This window comes from Arcobacter sp. F155 (assembly GCF_004116455.1).
Taxonomy (GTDB): domain Bacteria; phylum Campylobacterota; class Campylobacteria; order Campylobacterales; family Arcobacteraceae; genus Halarcobacter.
The window spans coordinates 1-19,918 of the sequence record NZ_PDJU01000010.1 but is presented as its reverse complement, the minus strand read 5'-3'; the positions used below and the strand labels follow the sequence as shown (position 1 = coordinate 19,918).

Below are 19,918 nucleotides of genomic sequence, written 5' to 3'. Positions count from 1 at the left end.
TCAAGAACAAAAAGGTTAATTTTATGGTTCAAGTAGTAAATCTTAAAAAAGCATTCGGACCAAGAGTGTTATTTCAAGATATCAATTTAAAACTAGATCAAGGGAAAAGATACGGTCTTATCGGTGCAAATGGTGCAGGTAAATCTACTTTTCTTAAGATTCTTTCTGGTGAAGATGAAGCAACAGAAGGTGAAGTACAAGTTCAAAATGGTAAAAAAGTTGGAACATTAAGCCAAAACCAATTTGCATATGAAGAGTATTCTTTATTTGATACAGTTTTATTAGGAAACAAAAGATTATATGACGCAATAAAAGAAAAAGAAGAATTATATATGAGTCCAGAGTTTACTGATGAAGTAAATAACAGACTTGCAGAGTTAGAAATTGTTTGCGTTGAAGAAGACCCAACATATGAGTATGATGTAAAAATTACAAAGATTTTAGAAGATTTAGGTTTCCCTGCATCTCAACAAACTGATTTAATGTCATCATTAACTGGTGGAGATAAATTCAAAATCCTTTTAGCACAAGTTTTATATCCAAAACCTGATGTATTATTCTTAGATGAGCCTACGAATAACTTAGATATCGAAACAATTGGATGGTTAGAGAATCAATTACAACACCATGATGGTACAATGGTAGTTATCTCTCACGATAGACACTTCTTAAATGCAGTATGTACTCACATCTTAGATGTTGATTATAAGCAAATTAGAGAGTTTACTGGTACTTATGATGATTGGTATATTGCTTCAACAGTATTAGCTAAACAAGCACAAGCTGATATGAATAAAAAGCAAAAAGAGAAAGAAGAACTAGAAAAGTTCATCGCTAGATTCTCAGCAAATGCTTCTAAAGCAAAACAAGCTACTTCTAGACAAAAACAACTAGATAAACTTGATATGGGAGCAATCCAAATCTCAAGTAGAAGAGACCCTTCAATTATCTTTAGACAAAAAAGAGAAGTTGGTAAAGAGTTACTAACTGTTAAAAATATCTCTAAATCATATGATGAGCAAGTATTAAATGACATCTCTTTCTCAGTTGAAAAAGGTGATAAAATTGCACTGATTGGACCAAATGGTATTGGTAAAACAACACTATGTGAAATCTTAGTTGGTAATATTAAACCAGATGCTGGTGAAGTTCACTGGGGTGCAACTATTCAAAATGGATACTTCCCACAAAATGCAACTGATATTATCAAAGGTGATATGACTTTATATGATTGGTTAAGAGGTTTCGATAGAGATGCAGACATCAATGAGATTAGAAACTGTCTAGGAAGAATGTTATTCAACGGTCAAGAGCAAGAGAAAAAAGTTGAGTCTTGTTCAGGGGGAGAAAAACATAGAATGTGGTTATCTAAGATTATGTTAGAGCAACCAAACTTTATGGTACTTGATGAGCCTACAAACCACTTAGACTTAGAAGCTATTATTGCACTTGGAGAAGGATTATTAGAATATCCAGGATCTGTGATTTGTGTTTCTCACGATAGGGAGTTATTAGACGCTTATGCAAATAGAATTATTGAGATTCAAGAAGATGGTTCTATTGTAGATTTCAAGGGAACTTACGAAGAATATATTGAGTCAAAAGAAGCTTAAGAAGCTTCTTTTCTCATAAAAAATAATTAATGACTTTTAGAGTGTTTTGAAGACATTCTAAACTCTCTTCTTTTTAAAGCATCGTTATATCTTCTTTTTTCATCTTCTGTTTCAGGTTCTAGTTTTGGTACAGGAACTGGAGTACCGTCCTCATCAACTGCAACCATTGTGAAGTAACAAACATTTGTATTTTTTAAAGTATGGTCTTTTATATCTTCTGAAATTACTTTGATTCCAATCTCCATTGATGTTCTACCTGAGTAGTTAACTGAAGCATGGAATGTTACTAATGAACCAATTTTAATTGGGTCTTTAAATAAAACCATATCAACTGAAAGTGTTACAACATATGTTCCACAGTATCTCGCCGCACACGCATAAGCTACATGATCAAGCATTTTTAAAATCTCTCCACCATGAACTGTATTTCCAGTGAAATTTGCTTTATCTGGTGTCATTAGCATAGTCATTGTTAATGATTTGTCTTTTCTATTACTCATCTTATAGCCTTATATAATTTACTAATCTTATTATATGAAATAAAGTAAAAATAAAAGAGGGATTTATAAACTTTTTTTATGATATATAAAAAACTATATAAAAAAGTAACATTTTACTTTTATAAAAAATTTTGGGAAAAGATATTCTTCTAATACTTTTTGAATACTATTAAGTGTTATAATAGTGTTAATATATTAAAAGGATGTCTTATGAAACGAGTTTTAGCTTTATTACTAGTTCTTAGTATAAGTGCTTTTGCAGTTGAACTTACTTTGGGTGTTGTACCACAACAAAGTCCCTTGAAACTTTCTAAAAAATGGAAAAAAATTACACAGTATCTACATGATGAAACTGGCATAAAAGTAATATTTAAAACTGAAAGGTCTATTCCTAGTTTTGAAAAGGTATTATACTCTGGTGGATATGATATAGCCTATATGAATCCATATCATTTTATAGTTGCTAATAAACAGCAAAACTATGAGGCTTTTACAAGAGCAAATAAACAAATTGAAGGTATTTTATTAAGTAAAGATAAAAACTTTAGTTTAAAGAGTAATTACTTAGAAGATAAGACATTTTTATTTCCTGCACCAAATGCTTTTGCAGCAACTTTACTAACAAAATATGAGTTAAGAAAACTATATAACTTTGATATTGATAAGCAAGCAAAGGTTTTATATGTAAACTCACATGACTCAGTATACAAAGGAGTTGCTAGAGAAGTAGGTGATGTAGGTGGTGGAATAGTTAGAACATACAATAATTTTAAAGATAAGAATGATAAAGAAAAAATATCTATTGTTTATAAAACAAATGCATATCCAAGTCACCCAATTGCTGCTCATCCAAGAGTAGATAAAGATATAATAGAAAAACTACAAAAAGCATTTTTAGATATGCCAGAAGATTTAAAAAAGATTTTAAGTATAAAGAAGTTTATTGTTACTGATTCAAGTGAGTATGAAGTAATCAAAGAGATAAAGTCAAATTAATTGACAAAGGACATACATGTCATTTAAATATAGGTTCATAGTATCTTTTGTACTTTTAGAAGTATTTTTTATTGTTTTAATTGTATCAGTTAACTTCATAGCAATAAATAACTCTTCTAATAAACTAATTAAAGAGCAAATTGAATCTAATATAACTTTTCTAGAAGAGATGTTAAAAGTTCCATTAAGTATTTATGATTTAGCAACTATGGATAATCTTTTATATAAAACAGAAGAGTTAAGACATATTGATTCTATTGTAGTTTTAGATTCAAATAAAAAAATCTTATCAGAAGTCTATAACTTTAAGCACTTTTCTTTAGATGAGTTAATTACATTTGAAAAAGATTTTAAATATGAAATTGATGATGAAAACTATGAGATTAGATATAAAGAGATAAAAGAGGATGAGACGCAATTAGGAAGTATTTATATTGTTTTTGATACTTCAGAAAATAAACAGTTTATTTCAAAAAATATTAGAAATACTCTAAGTATTATTTTTATAGAAATACTATTTTCAACGCTTCTTTCTTATTTAATTGGTTCTAGATTAACAAGAATGTTAACAAATCTTTCAGATGTAGCAAAAGAGATTGGTGAAACAAAAACACCAGAAATACCTTATAAAAACAATAAAGATGAAATAGGAGTTTTAGCAAACTCATTAAATAAAATGCAGTTTGATTTAAAAACAAGAAGAGAGAAATTAAAACTATTAACTAAGGACTTAGAAGAACAAAAAGAAGAGTTAATTATTGCAAATAAAGCAAAAGATGATTTCTTAGCAAATATGAGTCATGAGTTAAAAACACCATTAAATTCTATTAATATAATTAGTTCTGTAATGGTAAGAAATAAAGAAGAAAATCTAAGTGAAAAAGATGTTTACAATCTAAATATGATAAACAAATGTGGACATGATTTACTTTATTTAATCAATGATGTTTTAGATATTTCAAAACTTGAAGCAAATCAAATTATTCTTAATAAAGAGGATATAAATTTAAAACTTTTAATCAAGGATATAACAGAAATTTTTAAACCACAAGTTACAAATAAAAATCTAGAACTAAAAGTTTCAGTTGAAGACTCAATTAAGTTTATTCATAATGATAAACAAAGAATCAAACAAATAGTTGAAAACCTTTTAAGTAATGCTTTAAAATTTACTGCAAAAGGAAAGATAGAAGTGCAAGTAAAAGATAAAAATAACTTTGTTGAAATACTTGTAAAAGATGATGGTATAGGAATAAAAGAAGAGAAATTAGAACATATTTTTGATAGATTTAAACAAGCAGAAGAGAGTACTTCACGAAGATATGGAGGTACAGGACTAGGTCTTGCAATTTGTAAAGAACTAAGTATTTTATTAGGTGGAGATATTAAAGTACAAAGTGTTTTTGGAAAAGGAAGTATTTTTAGAGTTTTTATTGCTAAAAATGAAGAAGAGATTAAAGCCCTTGAAAATATAGATAAAAAAGATAATTTAGATATAAAAGAAAAAACACAAACAGTTTTAATTTTAAATAAAAACCCTATAAATATGTTTAAAATTATAGTTGGACTAAATCAGTATCTTAATGTAGAACAAGTTAATAGTATAGATGATTTTATAGAGTCTAAAAAAAGAAAAAATTATGACTTTTATATTATTGATGTTGAAAATGAAGATATAGAAAAAATAGAAAAAATAGAAGAGAAAGAGGTTTTATTGTTGGTTGATAAAAACAAAATAGCTAATAGCTTATCTAAGTTTGAAACTATAGATAAAACATTAGATTCAAAAGAAATAATAAAACAAATAAAGGATAAGTAATGAATAATAATTTTAAAGTTTTAATTTTAGATGATATTGCAGATAATATTTATTCATTAAGATTACTTATTGAAAGTAGTTTTGATAATATTGAAATACTAGAAGCTTCAAATGTACAGCAAGCTTTATTGCATATAATGAAAAATGATATTGATTTAATTTTAAGTGATATTCAAATGCCAGGAGTTGATGGCTTTGAGTTTGTAAAATATCTATCTGAAGTGGAAGCTACAAAAGACATACCAGTGATGTTAATAACAGGTATTTACAATGACTTAGAACATCAGCGAAGAGCTTATTCTAGTTCTTCAAAGGTAATTGACTTTATCTCTAAACCAATAGATGATGAGATTTTTTGTTCAAAGCTAAGTGTATATCTTCAGCTTTTTAATGAAAACAAACAACATAAAAAAGATTTAGAAGAGAAGGATAAGCTTTATCAAGAACAAGTCAAAATAAATAGTATGATTGATGAATTAGACTTGCATTATAAAGATATTATGGATTTAGATGGTTGTTTAATTGATTTACAAAATTTAGTTGATGAAGATATAGTAAATAATAAAAATTAGAGATGAATTAAATCATCTCTAACATTTGCTCTTCTGTAAGAGTATTTACACCTAAATCAACTGCCTTGTCATATTTACTTCCTGTATCTTCACCGTAAATAAGGTAGTCAGTTTTTTTAGATACAGATGAGCTAACTTTAGCTCCTAAAGCTTCAAGGTCTTTTTTAATAATACCTCTACTTTTACTCATAGTTCCTGTTAAAACTACTGTTTTGCCTTTAAAAGCATTTTCACTTACTTCAATTTTCTCTTCAACTTTTGGGTTAATTATTTCAATAAGTTTAGTAACTAAATCATGGTTTACTCTCATAAAATCAACAAAAGACTTAGCCATTTGTTCTCCAATTCCATCAAGGGCAATAAGAGAATCTAAATCAATATTTATAACTTCTAAGCCAAACTCTAAGCAGATTTGTTTTGAAGCCACTTCTCCAATATGTTCGATTCCTAAAGCATTTATAACTCTATGTAGTTCAGTTCCTTTTGTTTTATCAATAGCATTTAAAAGGTTTGAGATTCTTTTTTCTTTAAACCCTTCTAGGTCTTGTAAATCTTCATATTTTAAAGAGTATAAGTCTAAGATATCATAAATCTTTTTTTCATTCACAAGTAGTTCTACAATCTTGTTTCCTAAACCATCTATATTCATGCAGTTTTTACTAGCAAAGTAGATAATAGAGTTTGTAACAATACTTGGGCAATCTAGGTTTTGACACTTTATTAAAGTACCTTCATCATGTAATTGACTATCACATTTTGGGCAGTTTGTTGGTCTAGATATTTTTTCTTGACTTCCATCTCTTCTATCATGAAATACTTTTGTAATCTTTGGAATGATATCCCCACTTTTGATAATAATAACTTCATCATTGATTCTTAAATCAAGTCTTTCTATCTCATCATAATTGTGTAAAGAAGCTCTTTCAACCATACTTCCATCAATATGTGTTGGCTCAACTACTGCAACAGGAGTGATAACACCTGTTCTTCCAACTTGTTGAATGATATCTTTTATTTTTGTAGTTTTTTCAACTGCTGGGAATTTATAGGCACAAGACCATCTTGGAAACTTAACTGTATATCCTAACTCTTCTTGTGTTTCTATATCATCAATTTTTACAACCATTCCATCAAGCATCATAGGAATATTATTTCTTGAAGCAATTATCTCATGGTAAACTTTTTCTATACCTTCCACATCTTTTACAACTACTTGTAAAGGAGGTTTTACAAAACCTAAAGAGTAGATATAATCCATTTTTTCAGAGATTCTTTTAAACTCTAAATCATTTTGTCCTACTCCCCAAACATTGAAAAATAGTTTTCTTGAAGCAGTAATACTTGGGTCTAGTTGTCTTAAACTTCCTGAAGCTGCATTTCTAGGATTTGCAAAGGGTTGTTCTTCATTTTTTAGTCTAAGCTCATTGATTTTTTCAAAATCAGCTTTTTTTATAACAACTTCACCTCTTATTTCTAAAAGGCCTTTTTCTTCTATTTGAAGTGGAATAGAGTGGATAGTTTTTACATTGTTTGTAACATCTTCTCCAACCGATCCATCACCTCTTGTAATTGCTTGTTTTAAAACTCCATTTTCATAAATAAGATTTAATGAAGCCCCATCAAACTTAGGTTCACACATAAACTCTAAGTTTGTATTTACTTTTTTAGCTCTATTTATCCAGTCTATTAACTCTTGTGTATCAAACACATCTTCTTGAGACCACATTCTTGAAAGGTGAGAGGCTTTTTCAAAACCTTCTAAAACCATTCCTCCAACTCTTTTATTAGGAGAGTTTGGGTGAGAGTTTTGAGGGTATGTTTGCTCATAAGCTAAACAAGTTCTTGATAACTTATCATACTCTTCATCTGTTGCAATTGGATTGTCTTCTACATAATAAGCATGTGCCCAAGAAATAAGTGTTTGGATATTGTTGTTGTATTCTTCTTGTGTGATTGTTTCTTCCATATTTTTTATACCTTTTGTAATATATCTACTCTGAATGGTTTTAAAAATGTTAGTTTTTCATTACTACATTTTTTAACACCCAAGCTTTTGTATTTTTCTTCTACTTTTTTTCGTAAAGTTTCATCTATATTATTATCATTATAAGTTACATTCATCATTTTATTTTCAAAATCTTCAAAGCTTTCATATGTAACTTCACTTTGAAAAAAGATTTCTTGAAATAGTTTAAACTCTTCTTTTTCTACTGCTTCTTTTATAGCTTCAAAGGCATCAATTCTTACTTGTTCTTCATCGTGAAACAATCTTATAAGTTCATTTTGTTCACCTTGAAAAAGTGGTTCAGAAATATAAGCAATACCATTTGGCTTTAAAACTCTTTTTATCTCACTTAATGCTTTTTGCATCATATTTTTTGGGACATGATGAAATGATTTAAACATAAAAACAAAATCAATTGAATTGTCTTCTAGTGGAATATCTTCTGCTCCTGCTAAAATGAATTCTATATTATCTATATTTTCTTTTAGATTTTTTTCATGTTGAATTTCATCTACTTCACAGGCAATGATTTGTCTATCGAAACCATTTTGTGCAATCATTTTTGTCATGTTTGCATTTCCACAACCAAGCTCTAATATTTTTTTATTATTTAAATTTAGTGTTTCTATTAAATATGATTCATTTATTGTTTGAGTAATATTTTCTTCTAATAGTTTCAAGTAAATCCTTTTTGAAAAATGTATTATACAAAAAGAACTTATGTAAAAGAATAAACACATATGTATTTAGTTAAAATAACCGAAATAAATATGGGAGTAAGTAGAATTGTCGTATGAAGAGATATTTATTTTAGGTTGGAATTTAAACCTATTAATGTTTTTTATAAATTTAGTTATTGCAATTAGAACAATGAATCAAAAGTCAAGAGAACAATTATTAGAAGAGAATAAAATTTTAACTGAACTGAAAATGGAGTTTGACTTATATTATCCATATAGAAGATATGAAACTTTAGTAACTTATCTTATTCCTTTTACTGCATTTTTTAGAATGTCATATAGAATTATTGAAATGCTATCATTTTTTTCAAAAAATAGAGGAAGTACATTAATCGATTATATGATTTACAAATATAAAAGTGATATAGAACTAGCGAAAAACAGGCTTAAATAGTGTCTATTTTTATAAAAGAACACATGATAAATAACGCATCTCTAATAAGAGAAGCGCAAGGCTTAACGCTTTTACGAAAATCTTTAGACCTTTATAATATAAAAGAAATTTTTGTTCCTAAAATATATAAAGTTACACAAAGAGAACTACATCTTCAAAAAATTTTGATAAAAGATTTTGACACAAACAATATGAAGAAACTTGGAAAAGGTTTAGCTAAACTTCATAAGATAAAGTTCAAAAACTATGGTTTTGAAATTGATAATTTCATTGGTCTTGCAAATCAAAAAAATATTTTAACTAAAGAGTGGGGAGAGTTTTTCTTTGAGTATAGATTGCTGTATCAAGTGTCTTTAATTGAGAATGAAAAACTTAAAAATGATTTTTTATCAGTATTAGAAAAAAACAAAAAGAAACTAATCTCTTATTTGAATAAACATACGAAACATCCCTCTATAGTGCATGGTGATTTATGGTATGGAAATGTTCTTTATAATGATATAGATAAAAATATATATTTAATGGACCCTTCTGTTCATTTTGCAAATAGAGAAGTTGATGTTGCTATGACTTATATGTTTGGTGGTTTTTCAAAAGAGTTTTATGATGAGTATAATAAAGAGTACCCATTGGAAAAAGATTTTGAGACAAGAAAAGAGATATATAATCTATACCACTATTTAAATCACTATAATCTTTTTGGAATCACTTATTTAGAAGATTGTAGAGATAGAATTAAATTAATTGATGATTTATAATGAGTAGTTTAAAAGAGCAGTTTTTAGGCTTTTATAATACACCTGTTCTTTTTGATGAACTTTATACTTTGAAGCAGTTCTCTTTTGAGAAGATTGATACTTCAGATTTAAAAATAGAAAATATAAGAATTGATACTAAACTTCCTTTAGGAAAAAGAGTAGAGTACTTTTTTGAACACTATTTAAATCTAAGTAACAGATATGAAGTTCTTAAAAAAAATATTCAAATAATCAAAAATAAAAATACCTTAGGTGAGTTGGATTTCATAGTTTTTGATAAAAAAGAAAACTGTTTTAAACATGTTGAACTAATATATAAATACTATTTTTATGATGCAAGATTAGAAAAAGAGCTTGATAGATATATTGGTCCAAATAAAAACGATACCTTAATTAGAAAACTAACGAAACTAAAAGATAAACAATTACCACTACTTTTTAAAGAGAGTACAAAAGAGTATTTAGAAGGAATTGATTTAACTAATCTTAAACAAGAGGTTTGTTATAAAGCAAATATTTACTTGCCTTTTTATGAAAAAAACTTACAAATAAAATTCCAAGATAGTATAAGAGGTTATTATATAGGTTTTGATGACTTTCAAAATGATATAACTTTTAAGAAGTGTTCCTTTTATTTTCTCCATAGATATGATTGGGTTGTTTTTGAAGTACAAAATCAAGAGTTTATATCCTATGAAGAAGCTCTTTTAGAAATAGAATTTTTCCATAAACACAATAAATCACCACTAGTTTGGGTAAATAATAATAAAACTATCTACCAACTCTTTATAAGCTTTTGGCATTAAAATAATATATGTAACCACCTTGTAACTTATTAAAGCTACTATGTCACCTTAAAAATAATATTTTAAGGTAAAACTTTATGCATAACATCTCTTTAAAAAATAAGATTTTACTTATTTTGACACTTCCTATTTTAACTATCATATTCCTTTGTGCAGACATACTTCTTAGTAAACTAGATGAAAAAAACTCAATGGTAAACACTAAAAGCTATTTGGAGTTTACAATTCTTTCAAATAAGGTATTAAGTTCATTACAAGAAGAAAGAGAAGTTAGTTTAATATTTATTTCAAGTTATGGAAAAAACAAAAAAAGTGAACTTTTAAATTTAAGAGAAGATACGGATACTAAAATTGATATCTTAAGTGAGTATTTAAAAGAGTTTGACTCTTCTAAATATGGAAATGACGTAATCACTAAAATAGATACACTAAAAAAGCAGTTGACTTCAATACAAGAAACAAGAAATAAAGTTGATAGTATTTCTATTAGTGATGAAGATTTAATTGTTTATTATACTTCGATTATCGATACTATACTATCTTTTATGGATGAAATTCTAAGTTATAGTAATGATGGAGAGTTATCAAAGAAACTTCAAGCATATATCTCTATTGCAAATATTATTGAAAAAGCAACAAATGAAAGAAGAGTTGTAAGAGAAGTATTTGAAAAGGGACAATTGTCAAATGATGATTATTTTAATTTTACTTCATCAGTTGTTGCCCAAGAAACATTTTTAGAACTTTTTAAAAAAGTTGCTACAGAAGAACAATTAGAATTAATAGAAAAAATGTCAACTTGTGATGAATGTAAACAAGTAGATGATTTTAGAAATATTATCTATAACAAAAGTCAAAAAGACAAACTTATTTCAGAAGTACAAGCATATCTAGGATATGGTGGTTTAATTCATAATTTCAAAGACTATGTTTTAAGTGGTGATGAAAATAAGATGAACAAGATTCAAAAATTTCACACTTCTGTTTCACGAAAGCTAAATAGATATAGAAGACTTCCTAATACAACAAAAGAAGAGAAAAGACTTTTAAAAGATATAAAAAGAGTTTTTGACAACTACTTGGCTAGTTCTTTAGATATCATGGATGCACACTCTTTAAATAAACCAATCAAAGAGATAAACTCTATGATAGAAATAGATGATGCAAAAGCGATAAAATCACTTAATCTATTAAGTTCAAATATGTATGGAGTAGATTCTGAAAAATGGTTTTTATCTTCTTCAAATAGAATTGATTATTTCAACTCTTTATCAAATAGTTTAGCTGTAAATATTAAAAAATATATCGATAAGAAAAACTCTAGTTTAAATGCTGATTTTATTATGATGGTTACATTTAATATTATCATGTTAGTTATTGTGTTTATTATAAGTATTTTTATGACAAGAGTTATTGTTAAGTCTTTAAAAAACTTTAAATCTGGACTTGAAGATTTCTTTATGTATGTTATTAGAGAAAAAGAGCATATTCATCCTATGGAAGTAAAAGGAAGTGATGAGTTTGCTTTAATGACAAAAGATATGAATGAAAAAATCAAAAGAATTGAAGCTTCTATTGAACAAGATAAAAAAGTAGTAAGTGAAATCTCTGATGTTATGGGTAAAGTTTCAAATGGTTTCTTTGAATACAAAGTACATGAAGTAGCTTCTACAAGTGAAGTTGAGTCTTTAAAACAGATTATCAATAAAATGATTACTTATACAAAACAAAAAGTAAATAATATAAATAAAGTTCTTGACCACTATGCGATGGGTAAATACAACTTTAGATTAAATGATGAAGAAAAGATTGGTATGTATGGTGACTTTGGTACACTTTCGACTGGTTCTGTTCTTTTAGGACAATCTACATCTCAGCTTATAGCTATGATTACAAATGCAGGAGAAGAGTTACAACATAATACTAGAACTTTAACTCAATCATCTCAAATGCTTTCAAGTAGTGCAAATGAACAAGCCTCAAGTTTAGAACAAACAGCCGCAGCTGTAGAAGAGATAACAAGTAATATGAAATCAAGCTCAAATGATGTAAGCCGGATGCTTAATATTGCAGGTGAGCTTGACCATACTGCGAAAGAAGGAAATGATTTAGCTAATAAAACTTCACTTTCTATGGATGAAATAAACGAAAAAGTAAGTGCTATCAATGAAGCAATTTCTGTTATTGACCAGATTGCATTCCAAACAAATATTTTATCACTAAATGCAGCTGTAGAAGCTGCTACTGCTGGTGAAGCCGGAAAAGGTTTTGCAGTAGTTGCAGGTGAAGTAAGAAACCTAGCAAATAGATCTGCTGAAGCTGCAAGGGAGATAAAAACATTAGTTGAGGAAGCTAGTACTAAATCAGATGAGGGTAAAACAATTGCTGATGAAATGATTGTTGGATATGACAATTTATCAAATAAAATCTCACAAACAAGAGGTATTATTGATAGTGTAAGTTCAGCAATAAAAGAGCAAGAAACAGGAATGGTTCAAATTAATGATGCTGTAAATTTACTTGATCAAATGACGCAAAAAAATGCAACTACTTCATCAAATATTGACAATCTATCAAAACAGGTTGCTAACCTTTCAACTAGACTGTTAGGAATCACGTCTCAAGCGCAAATAGATGATAAGTATTATGATATGGTTGATGATATTAATCTTATTCAAGAAGTATCAAAATATAAGAATGACCATATCAATTTCAAAAGAAAGTTCTTTGATGATTTAGATAAATTTGAGACTTGTACGGTAACTGATTGTAAATCTTGTAACCTAGGAAAATGGGTACTAACTTGCGAAACAGAACAAAGAGATTTTGTACACTCAAATGAGTGGAAAATCTTAAAGAAAAAGCATGAACTAGTCCATAGTAAAGTACAAGATTATATAAATCTAAATGCTTCAAGAGTTGATAATAAATCACTTAAAACAGCAGCTGCACAAATAGAAGATGCTACAACTGAAGTATTCAACTCTTTAAATGATATCCTAAAACTAAATACACAACTACTTAGAAAATAATCTTCAAAATAAGAACTATTTATTTAATAGTTCTTGTCTAGTATAAGTTTAACTTATAATAAAATTAACAAAGAATTAACTTTATCTTATTATAATTCCAATATAAGTCTATATTATAATAGGATTATAAGATGAACAAATGTAAAAACTTTTTATTTATGTATATTGATGGCTTTAAAAATATGACATTAGGTAAAACTTTATGGAAAATTGTTTTCATAAAACTTGCAGTTATTTTAATCTTTTTGAAATACTTTATACATGATAAAAATATAAAAACAGAATATATAACAGAACAAGAAAAAATAGATTTTGTTTATAAGAATATAACAAAGGAATAGAAATGGAAGAGCAATTAGTAGATTGGTCAAGGGCTCAATTTGCATTAACTGCAATTTATCATTGGCTTTTTGTTCCCTTAACTTTAGGACTTGGATTTATCATTGCATTTATGGAAACAATCTATGTTAAAACAGGTGATGAGTTTTGGAAAAAGACTACAAAATTTTGGATGACACTTTTTGCAATTAACTTTGCAATAGGAGTTGCAACTGGTATTATTATGGAGTTTGAGTTTGGTACAAACTGGGCAAACTACTCTTGGTTTGTTGGAGATATTTTTGGAGCTCCCCTTGCTGTTGAAGGAATATTGGCTTTCTTTATGGAGTCAACATTTTTTGCAGTGATGTTTTTTGGTTGGGATAAAGTTTCAAAGGGCTTTCACCTTTTATCAACTTGGTTAGTTGCAATTGGTTCAAACTTAAGTGCACTTTGGATTTTAGTTGCAAATGGTTGGATGCAGTATCCAGTAGGTATGACTTTCAATCCTGATACTGTAAGAAATGAAATGAATAACTTCTGGGATGTTTTATTTTCTCCCGTTGCTATTTCTAAATTTTTACATACAATTACAAGTGGATATATTGTTGCTTCACTTTTTGTAGTAGGAATTTCTGCTTGGTATTTACTTAGAAAAAGAGAAGTTCTTTTTGCCAAAAAGTCTATGATTGTAGGAGCTACTTTTGGTTTGATTTCTTCTATATTTATTATTCTTACAGGAGATGAGTCAGCTCATCAAGTTGCACTTAAACAACCAGTAAAACTAGCAGCGATGGAAGGTCTTTATGAAGGGAAAGAACAAGCTGGAATTGTAGGAATAGGAGTATTAAATCCTAAAAAGACTCTAACAAACGATGAAGAGCCTTTTCTTTTTGAATTGGAAGCTCCTTATGCACTATCTTTTTTAGGTTATCACGATATAAATGCTTTTGTTCCAGGACTTAATGATTTAGTTTATGGAAATGAAAAATACAATATCGAATCAGCACAATCAAAAATAGATAAAGGAAAAATTGCAGTAGAGGCTTTAAAAAACTATAAAGAAGCTAAAAAAAGTAATGACATATTAAAAGCATCACAATATCAAAAAGTCTTAGAAGAAAACATGCAGTACTTTGGCTATGGACACTTAGAAAAACCAGAGGATATAGTTCCTCCTATTGCAATAACATTTTATACTTTTCACTTAATGGTTGCTCTTGGAACTTGGTTTTTAATTCTTTTTGCTCTTTTATTATTCTTAACACTTAAAAAAGAGATTATGAACTATTCATTAATTCTTAAAAGTGCAGTGCTTTCGATTCCTTTAGGATACATAGCAAGTGAAGCAGGGTGGATAGTAGCTGAAGTTGGAAGGCAACCTTGGGCTATACAAGATTTAATGCCAGTTGGTGTTGCTGTAACAAATATTTCAACAACGAATGTACAAATTACCTTTTTCTTATTTGCCTTTTTATTTACTGCTTTATTAATAGCAGAGATAAAAATTATGCTAAAGCAGATAAAAATCGGTCCAAATGGAGGTCACTAAGATGTTTGAAGAATTAACACTTTTACAACTACAACAATATTGGTGGATTATAATATCTTTACTTGGAGGACTCTTTGCTTTTATTATGTTTGTTCAAGGTGGACAAACCTTAATAGGAAGACTTTCAAAAGGTGATGAAGTTTTAAAAACTATGCTTATTAACTCACTTGGTAGAAAGTGGGAGTTAGGTTTTACTACTTTAGTTTTATTTGGAGGAGCTTTATTTGCTGCTTTTCCTCTGTTTTATTCTACTAGTTTTGGTGGAGCATATTGGGTTTGGATGTCAATACTTTTTTGTTTTATTATTCAAGCAGTAAGTTATGAGTTTAGAAAAAAGCCTGATAACTTTCTAGGACAAAAAGTATATGAAAGTTTCTTGTTTATAAATGGAAGTTTAGGAGTTATTTTACTTGGAGTTGCAATAGCAACATTTTTTTCAGGTTCTTCATTTTTAGTTGATGATAATAACTTTTCCCATTGGCAAACGCCTTTCCGAGGATTAGAAGCTTTAACTGATATATTCAATTTATCATTAGGTTTTGCCTTATTCTTTTTAGTAAGAATCTCTGGAGCACTTTATTTTATAAATAACATAAGCCATGAAACAATAAAACAAAGAGCAATCAAAAGTATAAAAATTGATATGCTTATATTCTTATGTTTCTTTTTAATATTTTTATATTTACTATTTACTAAAAATGGTTTTGCTTATGATGAAAATACAGTTGTATTTATACAAGAGTATAAGTATCTTCAAAACTTTTTAGATATGCCATTTGTTTTAGGTATGTTTGTTGTTGGTGTTTTGATGGTTATTATTGCAGTTTTTGCAACAATTCATCTTAATATGACCTGTTGTATTAAAACAGGTGGAGTAGGGATTGTGTTAACTGTAATGGCACTATTTTTAAATGTTGGTTTTAATAATACAGCTTACTATCCTTCAACTTTTGATTTACAAAGTTCACTTACCATACAAAATAGTTCAGGAAGTCACTATACTTTAACTGCAATGTCATATGTATCGTTGATGGTTCCTTTTGTAATCGCATATATAACTTATGTTTGGTATCAAATGGATAAGGTGAAAATCACAAAAGAGGAGATAGAAGATCCTCATGCACACAATTATTAAGGAAAAATGATGGAATATTTAAGTTCGATAATATGGCTTTGTTTATGGTCTGTGGTTATTTATTTTTCATATAGAATGGTTTTAAGAAATCTAAAAAAGTTTAATATAAACAAATAAGTTTTAATTATGCAACTAAGTTGCATTTAAATAGTTTTTACTTATAATTCTTCAAAATATGCAACTAAGTTGCAAAAAAAGGATTGAAATTTGAAGAAAACAATATTATCTTTTTTATTTGTAAGTGGTCTTTTATATGCAAATAATACTAGTATCTCTTATGAGTATGGGTTTAAAGACTATAAAAACTCTATGACAAAAAAAGATGGAAATGTTAAAACTGTAGGTATTTCACATAAGGTGTCAAATCATAAAATTGACTTATCTTATCAAGGGGATAATGTTATTAGAAAGCATTCTATTTCAAATGTAAATTTGAAATCTCTGGATGTAGAAAAATATAGTATTAAATATAACTATAAAATAAATGACACTTTTTCTTTAAAGACTAGTTATATAAAAATTATAGATAATCTAGCACCAACAGACCAAGGGAAAGTATATGGTTTAGGTGGAACTTATCAGTTCTCTAAAGGTTTAAGTAGTTCATTAAATGCATACAAAAGTGACTATAAAGATTTTGATGTAAAGCAATATGATTTTGCTATTTCAAAAAGCTTTAAAATAGAAGATATCAAACTAAGAGCAACTGCTATTGCTAAAAAGATTGATATTGATGGTAAAACTTATGGAAGCTATGTATTTAAAGACAAAGACTATTTTACTACTGGTATAAAATTTGCAGCAAACTATCAAGGCTATGTAGCTGGTGTTGGCGCTTTTTTTGGAGAGAGAATTTTTACAGTTTTAGATGATGGAACAAAAGTACAACATCATGCTATGCAGCAAGATAAAACCTATATGCTAAGTTTTGGTAAGAAATTTAAAGACTTTGATATTATTGCTAAGTACTCATTTCAAAATGGAAAAGAGCTTCCTGAAAATAGAGATGATGTAGATACTAAAGTAATGGCAGTTGTATTAACATATAAGTTTTAATGAAGTTAATCATTTAAAAGTATTTACGCTACAATCGATACCTATAAATATAATAAGGTATTATAATGGCACTAATTGAAAAGTTTAAAACATCATCACAAAACTTGGTAAATATTACAAAAGAACAATTTGATAAATCTTATGATTATGCCAAAATAAAAAGTGATAGTGTAAAAGAAAAAATAGATTTTAAAATACAAGAAAAAGCAGTAATCAATTTAAAAGCTGAACTTGCAATGAGACATAAGTCATTTGATGATTATCGTGATGAAGAGATTGAAGTAATGTTAACAGCCGAAAAACAAAAAATTAAAGATACTATGAAAAATACAACTTTGGTTGGAGCATTGGCATTACTTGGACTTGATTTTTTGGTGTAATGTATGTTTAGACAAGTTAAATCAGCAATATTTTGGACACTTGTATATAAGTTTAGAAAGCGACTTACCCTTGTAGTTTTATTACTTTCAACTGTATTGTTATCTCAGTGGATATATGCAGATATTATAGAATATTTGAAGTTGACTGAAAAAACTCAATATCTAGATTATATTCTTCCTATAAAATGGTTTGTGATTTTACTAAATATAGGTGTGTCAGCATATATATTATTAACACTTTTTAAACAAAACAATACTGTTTCAAAAGAAGTAGAAGAAAAACCAGAAAAGCAGAAAATTTATAAAGAAACTAAACAAAAAAGTAACTCAAAATTTTCTGATAGAGAAAAAAAGTTTTTAAATAAAAAACTTAGAAGTGAAGCAGAAGTTTTAATGGATAGATAAACTATCTTAAAACTACTCTTCTACTTTTTTAAATTTTGAGTAAAACTCTTCTTTGCTTCTTACAAACTTGTACTCACAATCATCGGTTGTGTATAAAACACCTTCTACCCAAACATCATCGATTTGGATTTTAACTTTATCTTCTAAAATATAGTAGCTATTACCTTTGTAGGTATATTTATTGTTCACTTACTAATCCTTTTTTAAGAATCATAACATAAACATTTTGATTCTACTATTTTTTAGGATAAGTTATTTAGGGAGTAATAGAAGTTTATACTATAATTCTTCTTTTTTCTGAGGTTTAGCAAAATAATAGCCTTGAAAATATTTACAACCTAGACTTAAAAGTTTATTGTATATTTCTATATTTTCAACTCCCTCTGCAATTACTTCAAACCCAAACTGATTTCCTATTTCTAGAATTGCTGATACTATTGTTTCATCACTTTTATCTGTATCAATAGAATTAATAAAAGATTTATCAATTTTTAACTCATCTATTGGGATTTTTTTTAAATAAGCTAATGAAGAATAACCAGTTCCAAAGTCATCAATAGAAATTGTTAATCCCAAACTTTTAAGATAGTCTATCTTTTTTAAAGCTCTATCTGCATTTTCTAGTAGAATACTTTCTGTAATTTCTAACCTAAGTAGATTTGCATTTATATTATATTTTAAAATAGTATTTTTTATTAAATATTCAAAATCATCTCTTTGAAATTGAGTAAGACTTACATTTATAGATATTCTCCAATACTTTTTAATTATATCTTCTTTCCATTCATATAAAACCTTTGCTGCTTTTTCAATCAGATAGTAACCAAATTTAATAATTAATCCACTTTCTTCAGCTATTGGTATAAATTCACTAGGACTTACAAGTCCTAATTTTTTATCATTCCATCTTGCAAGTGCTTCTACTCCTATAGTTTTATTGTTTGAGTTTACTTGTTTTTGAAAATAGATATCTATTTTTTCTGCATGTATAGCTTTTCTTAATCTTTGTAATACTATAGCTTTTCTCTCTATTGTTTCTTGGAGTTTAGAATTAAAAAAACAAAAATCATCCCTTCCTTTATCTTTTACAGAATACATTGCAGTATCAGCTCTTCTTAGTAGTTCATGGAATGAAATTTCTTTATTAAACATAGCAATACCAATACTTGCACTAAGTTGAAACTGTTCATCATTTATTGTAAAAATTTCTTTTATTGTATTTAGAATTTTTTTTGCAATTTTTTTTATAATTTCTTTTGCTTCTATATTATTTTTATTATGAGTATTAATTAGTATAATAAATTCATCTCCACCAAATCTTCCAATAATGTCTTCTCTTTTTATTAGTTTTTCAAGTCTCTTCGCACATTGAGTTAAAATAATATCTCCTGTAAGATGACCCTTTGTATCATTTATAGTTTTGAAGTGATCAAGATCAATAAAAATGAATGCACAATAATCTAAATTTCTTTTATTATTAGAAATAAGTTCTTCTGTTTTTATTTTAAGCAAGGTTCTATTTGGTAAAGATGTTAGAGAATCATAAAAAGCAAGTTTAGATATTTCTCTTTCTTTTTCTTTTATCTTAGTTATATCAATAATTGCAGAGATACGAATTACTTCATTATTCAAAGTAATATTCTTTCCTCTAATTATTGCTGGAAAAGTTGTTTTGTCTTTTCTTAGCATCACTGCTTCATATGGTTCTTGATTATAATGCCACTAAATATTAAGACATAAACAACAAAGTTTAAATTCCTAAAAGATAAAATAAATTGAATAATTTAGGAGAAAGATATGGCAAGAGGAAGAGGTAAATCTTTCAGTGCAGATTTTA

The 19,918-nt window shown here is 27.5% G+C and carries 18 protein-coding genes and 1 pseudogene; 14 read left to right on the top strand and 5 right to left on the bottom strand.

What is annotated here, in order from left to right; translation table 11 throughout:
- The first annotated feature begins 23 nt into the window (after positions 1-23).
- Positions 24-1,613, top strand: a complete 1,590-nt coding sequence (locus CRV03_RS10725; RefSeq protein WP_129085136.1) for an ABC-F family ATP-binding cassette domain-containing protein — start codon at positions 24-26, stop codon at positions 1,611-1,613.
- Between the two features lie 26 nt (positions 1,614-1,639).
- Here the strand turns inward: CRV03_RS10725 and CRV03_RS10720 are convergent, their stop codons facing one another.
- Positions 1,640-2,113 carry an acyl-CoA thioesterase gene (locus CRV03_RS10720; protein WP_129085135.1) on the bottom strand — a complete coding sequence of 158 codons (474 nt, stop codon included), beginning with the start codon at positions 2,111-2,113 and terminating at the stop codon, positions 1,640-1,642.
- 210 nt (positions 2,114-2,323) lie between these two features.
- Here CRV03_RS10720 and CRV03_RS10715 point away from each other — a divergent pair, with 210 nt between their 5' ends.
- From CRV03_RS10715 to CRV03_RS10705, 3 genes are read left to right on the top strand one after another with little or no spacing between them, the layout of a single operon-like run.
- Positions 2,324-3,109 (top strand): phosphate/phosphite/phosphonate ABC transporter substrate-binding protein, encoded by a 786-nt coding sequence (locus CRV03_RS10715; protein ID WP_129085134.1) that lies wholly within the window; start codon positions 2,324-2,326, stop codon positions 3,107-3,109.
- A 16-nt stretch (positions 3,110-3,125) separates the two neighbouring features.
- Positions 3,126-4,928, top strand: a complete 1,803-nt coding sequence (locus CRV03_RS10710; protein WP_129085133.1) for a HAMP domain-containing sensor histidine kinase — start codon at positions 3,126-3,128, stop codon at positions 4,926-4,928.
- Positions 4,928-5,500, top strand: a complete 573-nt coding sequence (locus tag CRV03_RS10705; RefSeq protein ID WP_129085132.1) for a PleD family two-component system response regulator — start codon at positions 4,928-4,930, stop codon at positions 5,498-5,500. The genes CRV03_RS10710 and CRV03_RS10705 overlap by 1 nt, the downstream gene beginning before the upstream one ends.
- 7 nt (positions 5,501-5,507) lie before the next feature.
- Here CRV03_RS10705 and ligA read toward each other — a convergent pair whose 3' ends face one another.
- A complete protein-coding gene (gene ligA, locus CRV03_RS10700) occupies positions 5,508-7,454 on the bottom strand; it encodes an NAD-dependent DNA ligase LigA (protein ID WP_129085232.1) in 1,947 nt (648 codons plus the stop codon).
- A 17-nt stretch (positions 7,455-7,471) separates the two neighbouring features.
- A complete protein-coding gene (locus tag CRV03_RS10695; protein WP_164968655.1) occupies positions 7,472-8,185 on the bottom strand; it encodes a class I SAM-dependent methyltransferase in 714 nt (237 codons plus the stop codon).
- A gap of 106 nt (positions 8,186-8,291) precedes the next feature.
- On the opposite strand from CRV03_RS10695, the gene CRV03_RS10690 reads away from it, so the two are divergent.
- From CRV03_RS10690 to CRV03_RS10645, 10 genes and pseudogenes are all read left to right on the top strand, one after another.
- A complete protein-coding gene (locus CRV03_RS10690; RefSeq protein ID WP_129085130.1) occupies positions 8,292-8,639 on the top strand; it encodes a hypothetical protein in 348 nt (115 codons plus the stop codon).
- Positions 8,639-9,397, top strand: coding sequence for a fructosamine kinase family protein (locus CRV03_RS10685; protein WP_164968654.1), 759 nt, complete (start codon positions 8,639-8,641; stop codon positions 9,395-9,397). Before CRV03_RS10690 ends, CRV03_RS10685 begins: the two co-directional genes overlap by 1 nt.
- Positions 9,397-10,203, top strand: a complete 807-nt coding sequence (locus tag CRV03_RS10680) for a DUF1853 family protein (RefSeq protein WP_129085128.1) — start codon at positions 9,397-9,399, stop codon at positions 10,201-10,203. The genes CRV03_RS10685 and CRV03_RS10680 overlap by 1 nt, the downstream gene beginning before the upstream one ends.
- A gap of 77 nt (positions 10,204-10,280) precedes the next feature.
- Positions 10,281-12,674 (top strand): annotated as a pseudogene (locus CRV03_RS10675) (methyl-accepting chemotaxis protein); the annotation flags it as partial.
- A gap of 692 nt (positions 12,675-13,366) precedes the next feature.
- Complete coding sequence (locus CRV03_RS10670; RefSeq protein WP_129007500.1) at positions 13,367-13,576, top strand: DUF4492 domain-containing protein; 210 nt, start codon at positions 13,367-13,369, stop codon at positions 13,574-13,576.
- Between the two features lie 2 nt (positions 13,577-13,578).
- Positions 13,579-15,105, top strand: a complete 1,527-nt coding sequence (locus CRV03_RS10665) for a cytochrome ubiquinol oxidase subunit I (RefSeq protein ID WP_129085127.1) — start codon at positions 13,579-13,581, stop codon at positions 15,103-15,105.
- A 1-nt stretch (position 15,106) separates the two neighbouring features.
- Complete coding sequence (gene cydB, locus CRV03_RS10660; protein WP_129085126.1) at positions 15,107-16,240, top strand: cytochrome d ubiquinol oxidase subunit II; 1,134 nt, start codon at positions 15,107-15,109, stop codon at positions 16,238-16,240.
- Between the two features lie 207 nt (positions 16,241-16,447).
- A complete protein-coding gene (locus CRV03_RS10655; protein ID WP_129085125.1) occupies positions 16,448-17,296 on the top strand; it encodes a hypothetical protein in 849 nt (282 codons plus the stop codon).
- A gap of 65 nt (positions 17,297-17,361) precedes the next feature.
- Complete coding sequence (locus CRV03_RS10650; RefSeq protein ID WP_129085124.1) at positions 17,362-17,676, top strand: hypothetical protein; 315 nt, start codon at positions 17,362-17,364, stop codon at positions 17,674-17,676.
- A gap of 3 nt (positions 17,677-17,679) precedes the next feature.
- Complete coding sequence (locus CRV03_RS10645; protein ID WP_129085123.1) at positions 17,680-18,081, top strand: hypothetical protein; 402 nt, start codon at positions 17,680-17,682, stop codon at positions 18,079-18,081.
- A 12-nt stretch (positions 18,082-18,093) separates the two neighbouring features.
- Here CRV03_RS10645 and CRV03_RS10640 read toward each other — a convergent pair whose 3' ends face one another.
- The gene (locus CRV03_RS10640) at positions 18,094-18,270 is read right to left on the bottom strand and encodes a DUF1653 domain-containing protein (protein WP_129085122.1); all 177 of its coding nucleotides are present in this window, start codon (positions 18,268-18,270) and stop codon (positions 18,094-18,096) included.
- A 90-nt stretch (positions 18,271-18,360) separates the two neighbouring features.
- A complete protein-coding gene (locus tag CRV03_RS10635) occupies positions 18,361-19,713 on the bottom strand; it encodes a bifunctional diguanylate cyclase/phosphodiesterase (RefSeq protein WP_164968653.1) in 1,353 nt (450 codons plus the stop codon).
- Positions 19,714-19,918: the final 205 nt, after the last annotated feature.

Coding starts and splice junctions, on each gene's coding strand:
- CRV03_RS10725 (WP_129085136.1), top strand. CDS start 24: ATGGTTCAAGTAGTAAATCTTAAAAAAGCATTCGGACCAAGAGTGTTA.
- CRV03_RS10720 (WP_129085135.1), bottom strand. CDS start 2,113: ATGAGTAATAGAAAAGACAAATCATTAACAATGACTATGCTAATGACA.
- CRV03_RS10715 (WP_129085134.1), top strand. CDS start 2,324: ATGAAACGAGTTTTAGCTTTATTACTAGTTCTTAGTATAAGTGCTTTT.
- CRV03_RS10710 (WP_129085133.1), top strand. CDS start 3,126: ATGTCATTTAAATATAGGTTCATAGTATCTTTTGTACTTTTAGAAGTA.
- CRV03_RS10705 (WP_129085132.1), top strand. CDS start 4,928: ATGAATAATAATTTTAAAGTTTTAATTTTAGATGATATTGCAGATAAT.
- CRV03_RS10680 (WP_129085128.1), top strand. CDS start 9,397: ATGAGTAGTTTAAAAGAGCAGTTTTTAGGCTTTTATAATACACCTGTT.
- CRV03_RS10670 (WP_129007500.1), top strand. CDS start 13,367: ATGAACAAATGTAAAAACTTTTTATTTATGTATATTGATGGCTTTAAA.
- CRV03_RS10665 (WP_129085127.1), top strand. CDS start 13,579: ATGGAAGAGCAATTAGTAGATTGGTCAAGGGCTCAATTTGCATTAACT.
- cydB (WP_129085126.1), top strand. CDS start 15,107: ATGTTTGAAGAATTAACACTTTTACAACTACAACAATATTGGTGGATT.
- CRV03_RS10650 (WP_129085124.1), top strand. CDS start 17,362: ATGGCACTAATTGAAAAGTTTAAAACATCATCACAAAACTTGGTAAAT.
- CRV03_RS10645 (WP_129085123.1), top strand. CDS start 17,680: ATGTTTAGACAAGTTAAATCAGCAATATTTTGGACACTTGTATATAAG.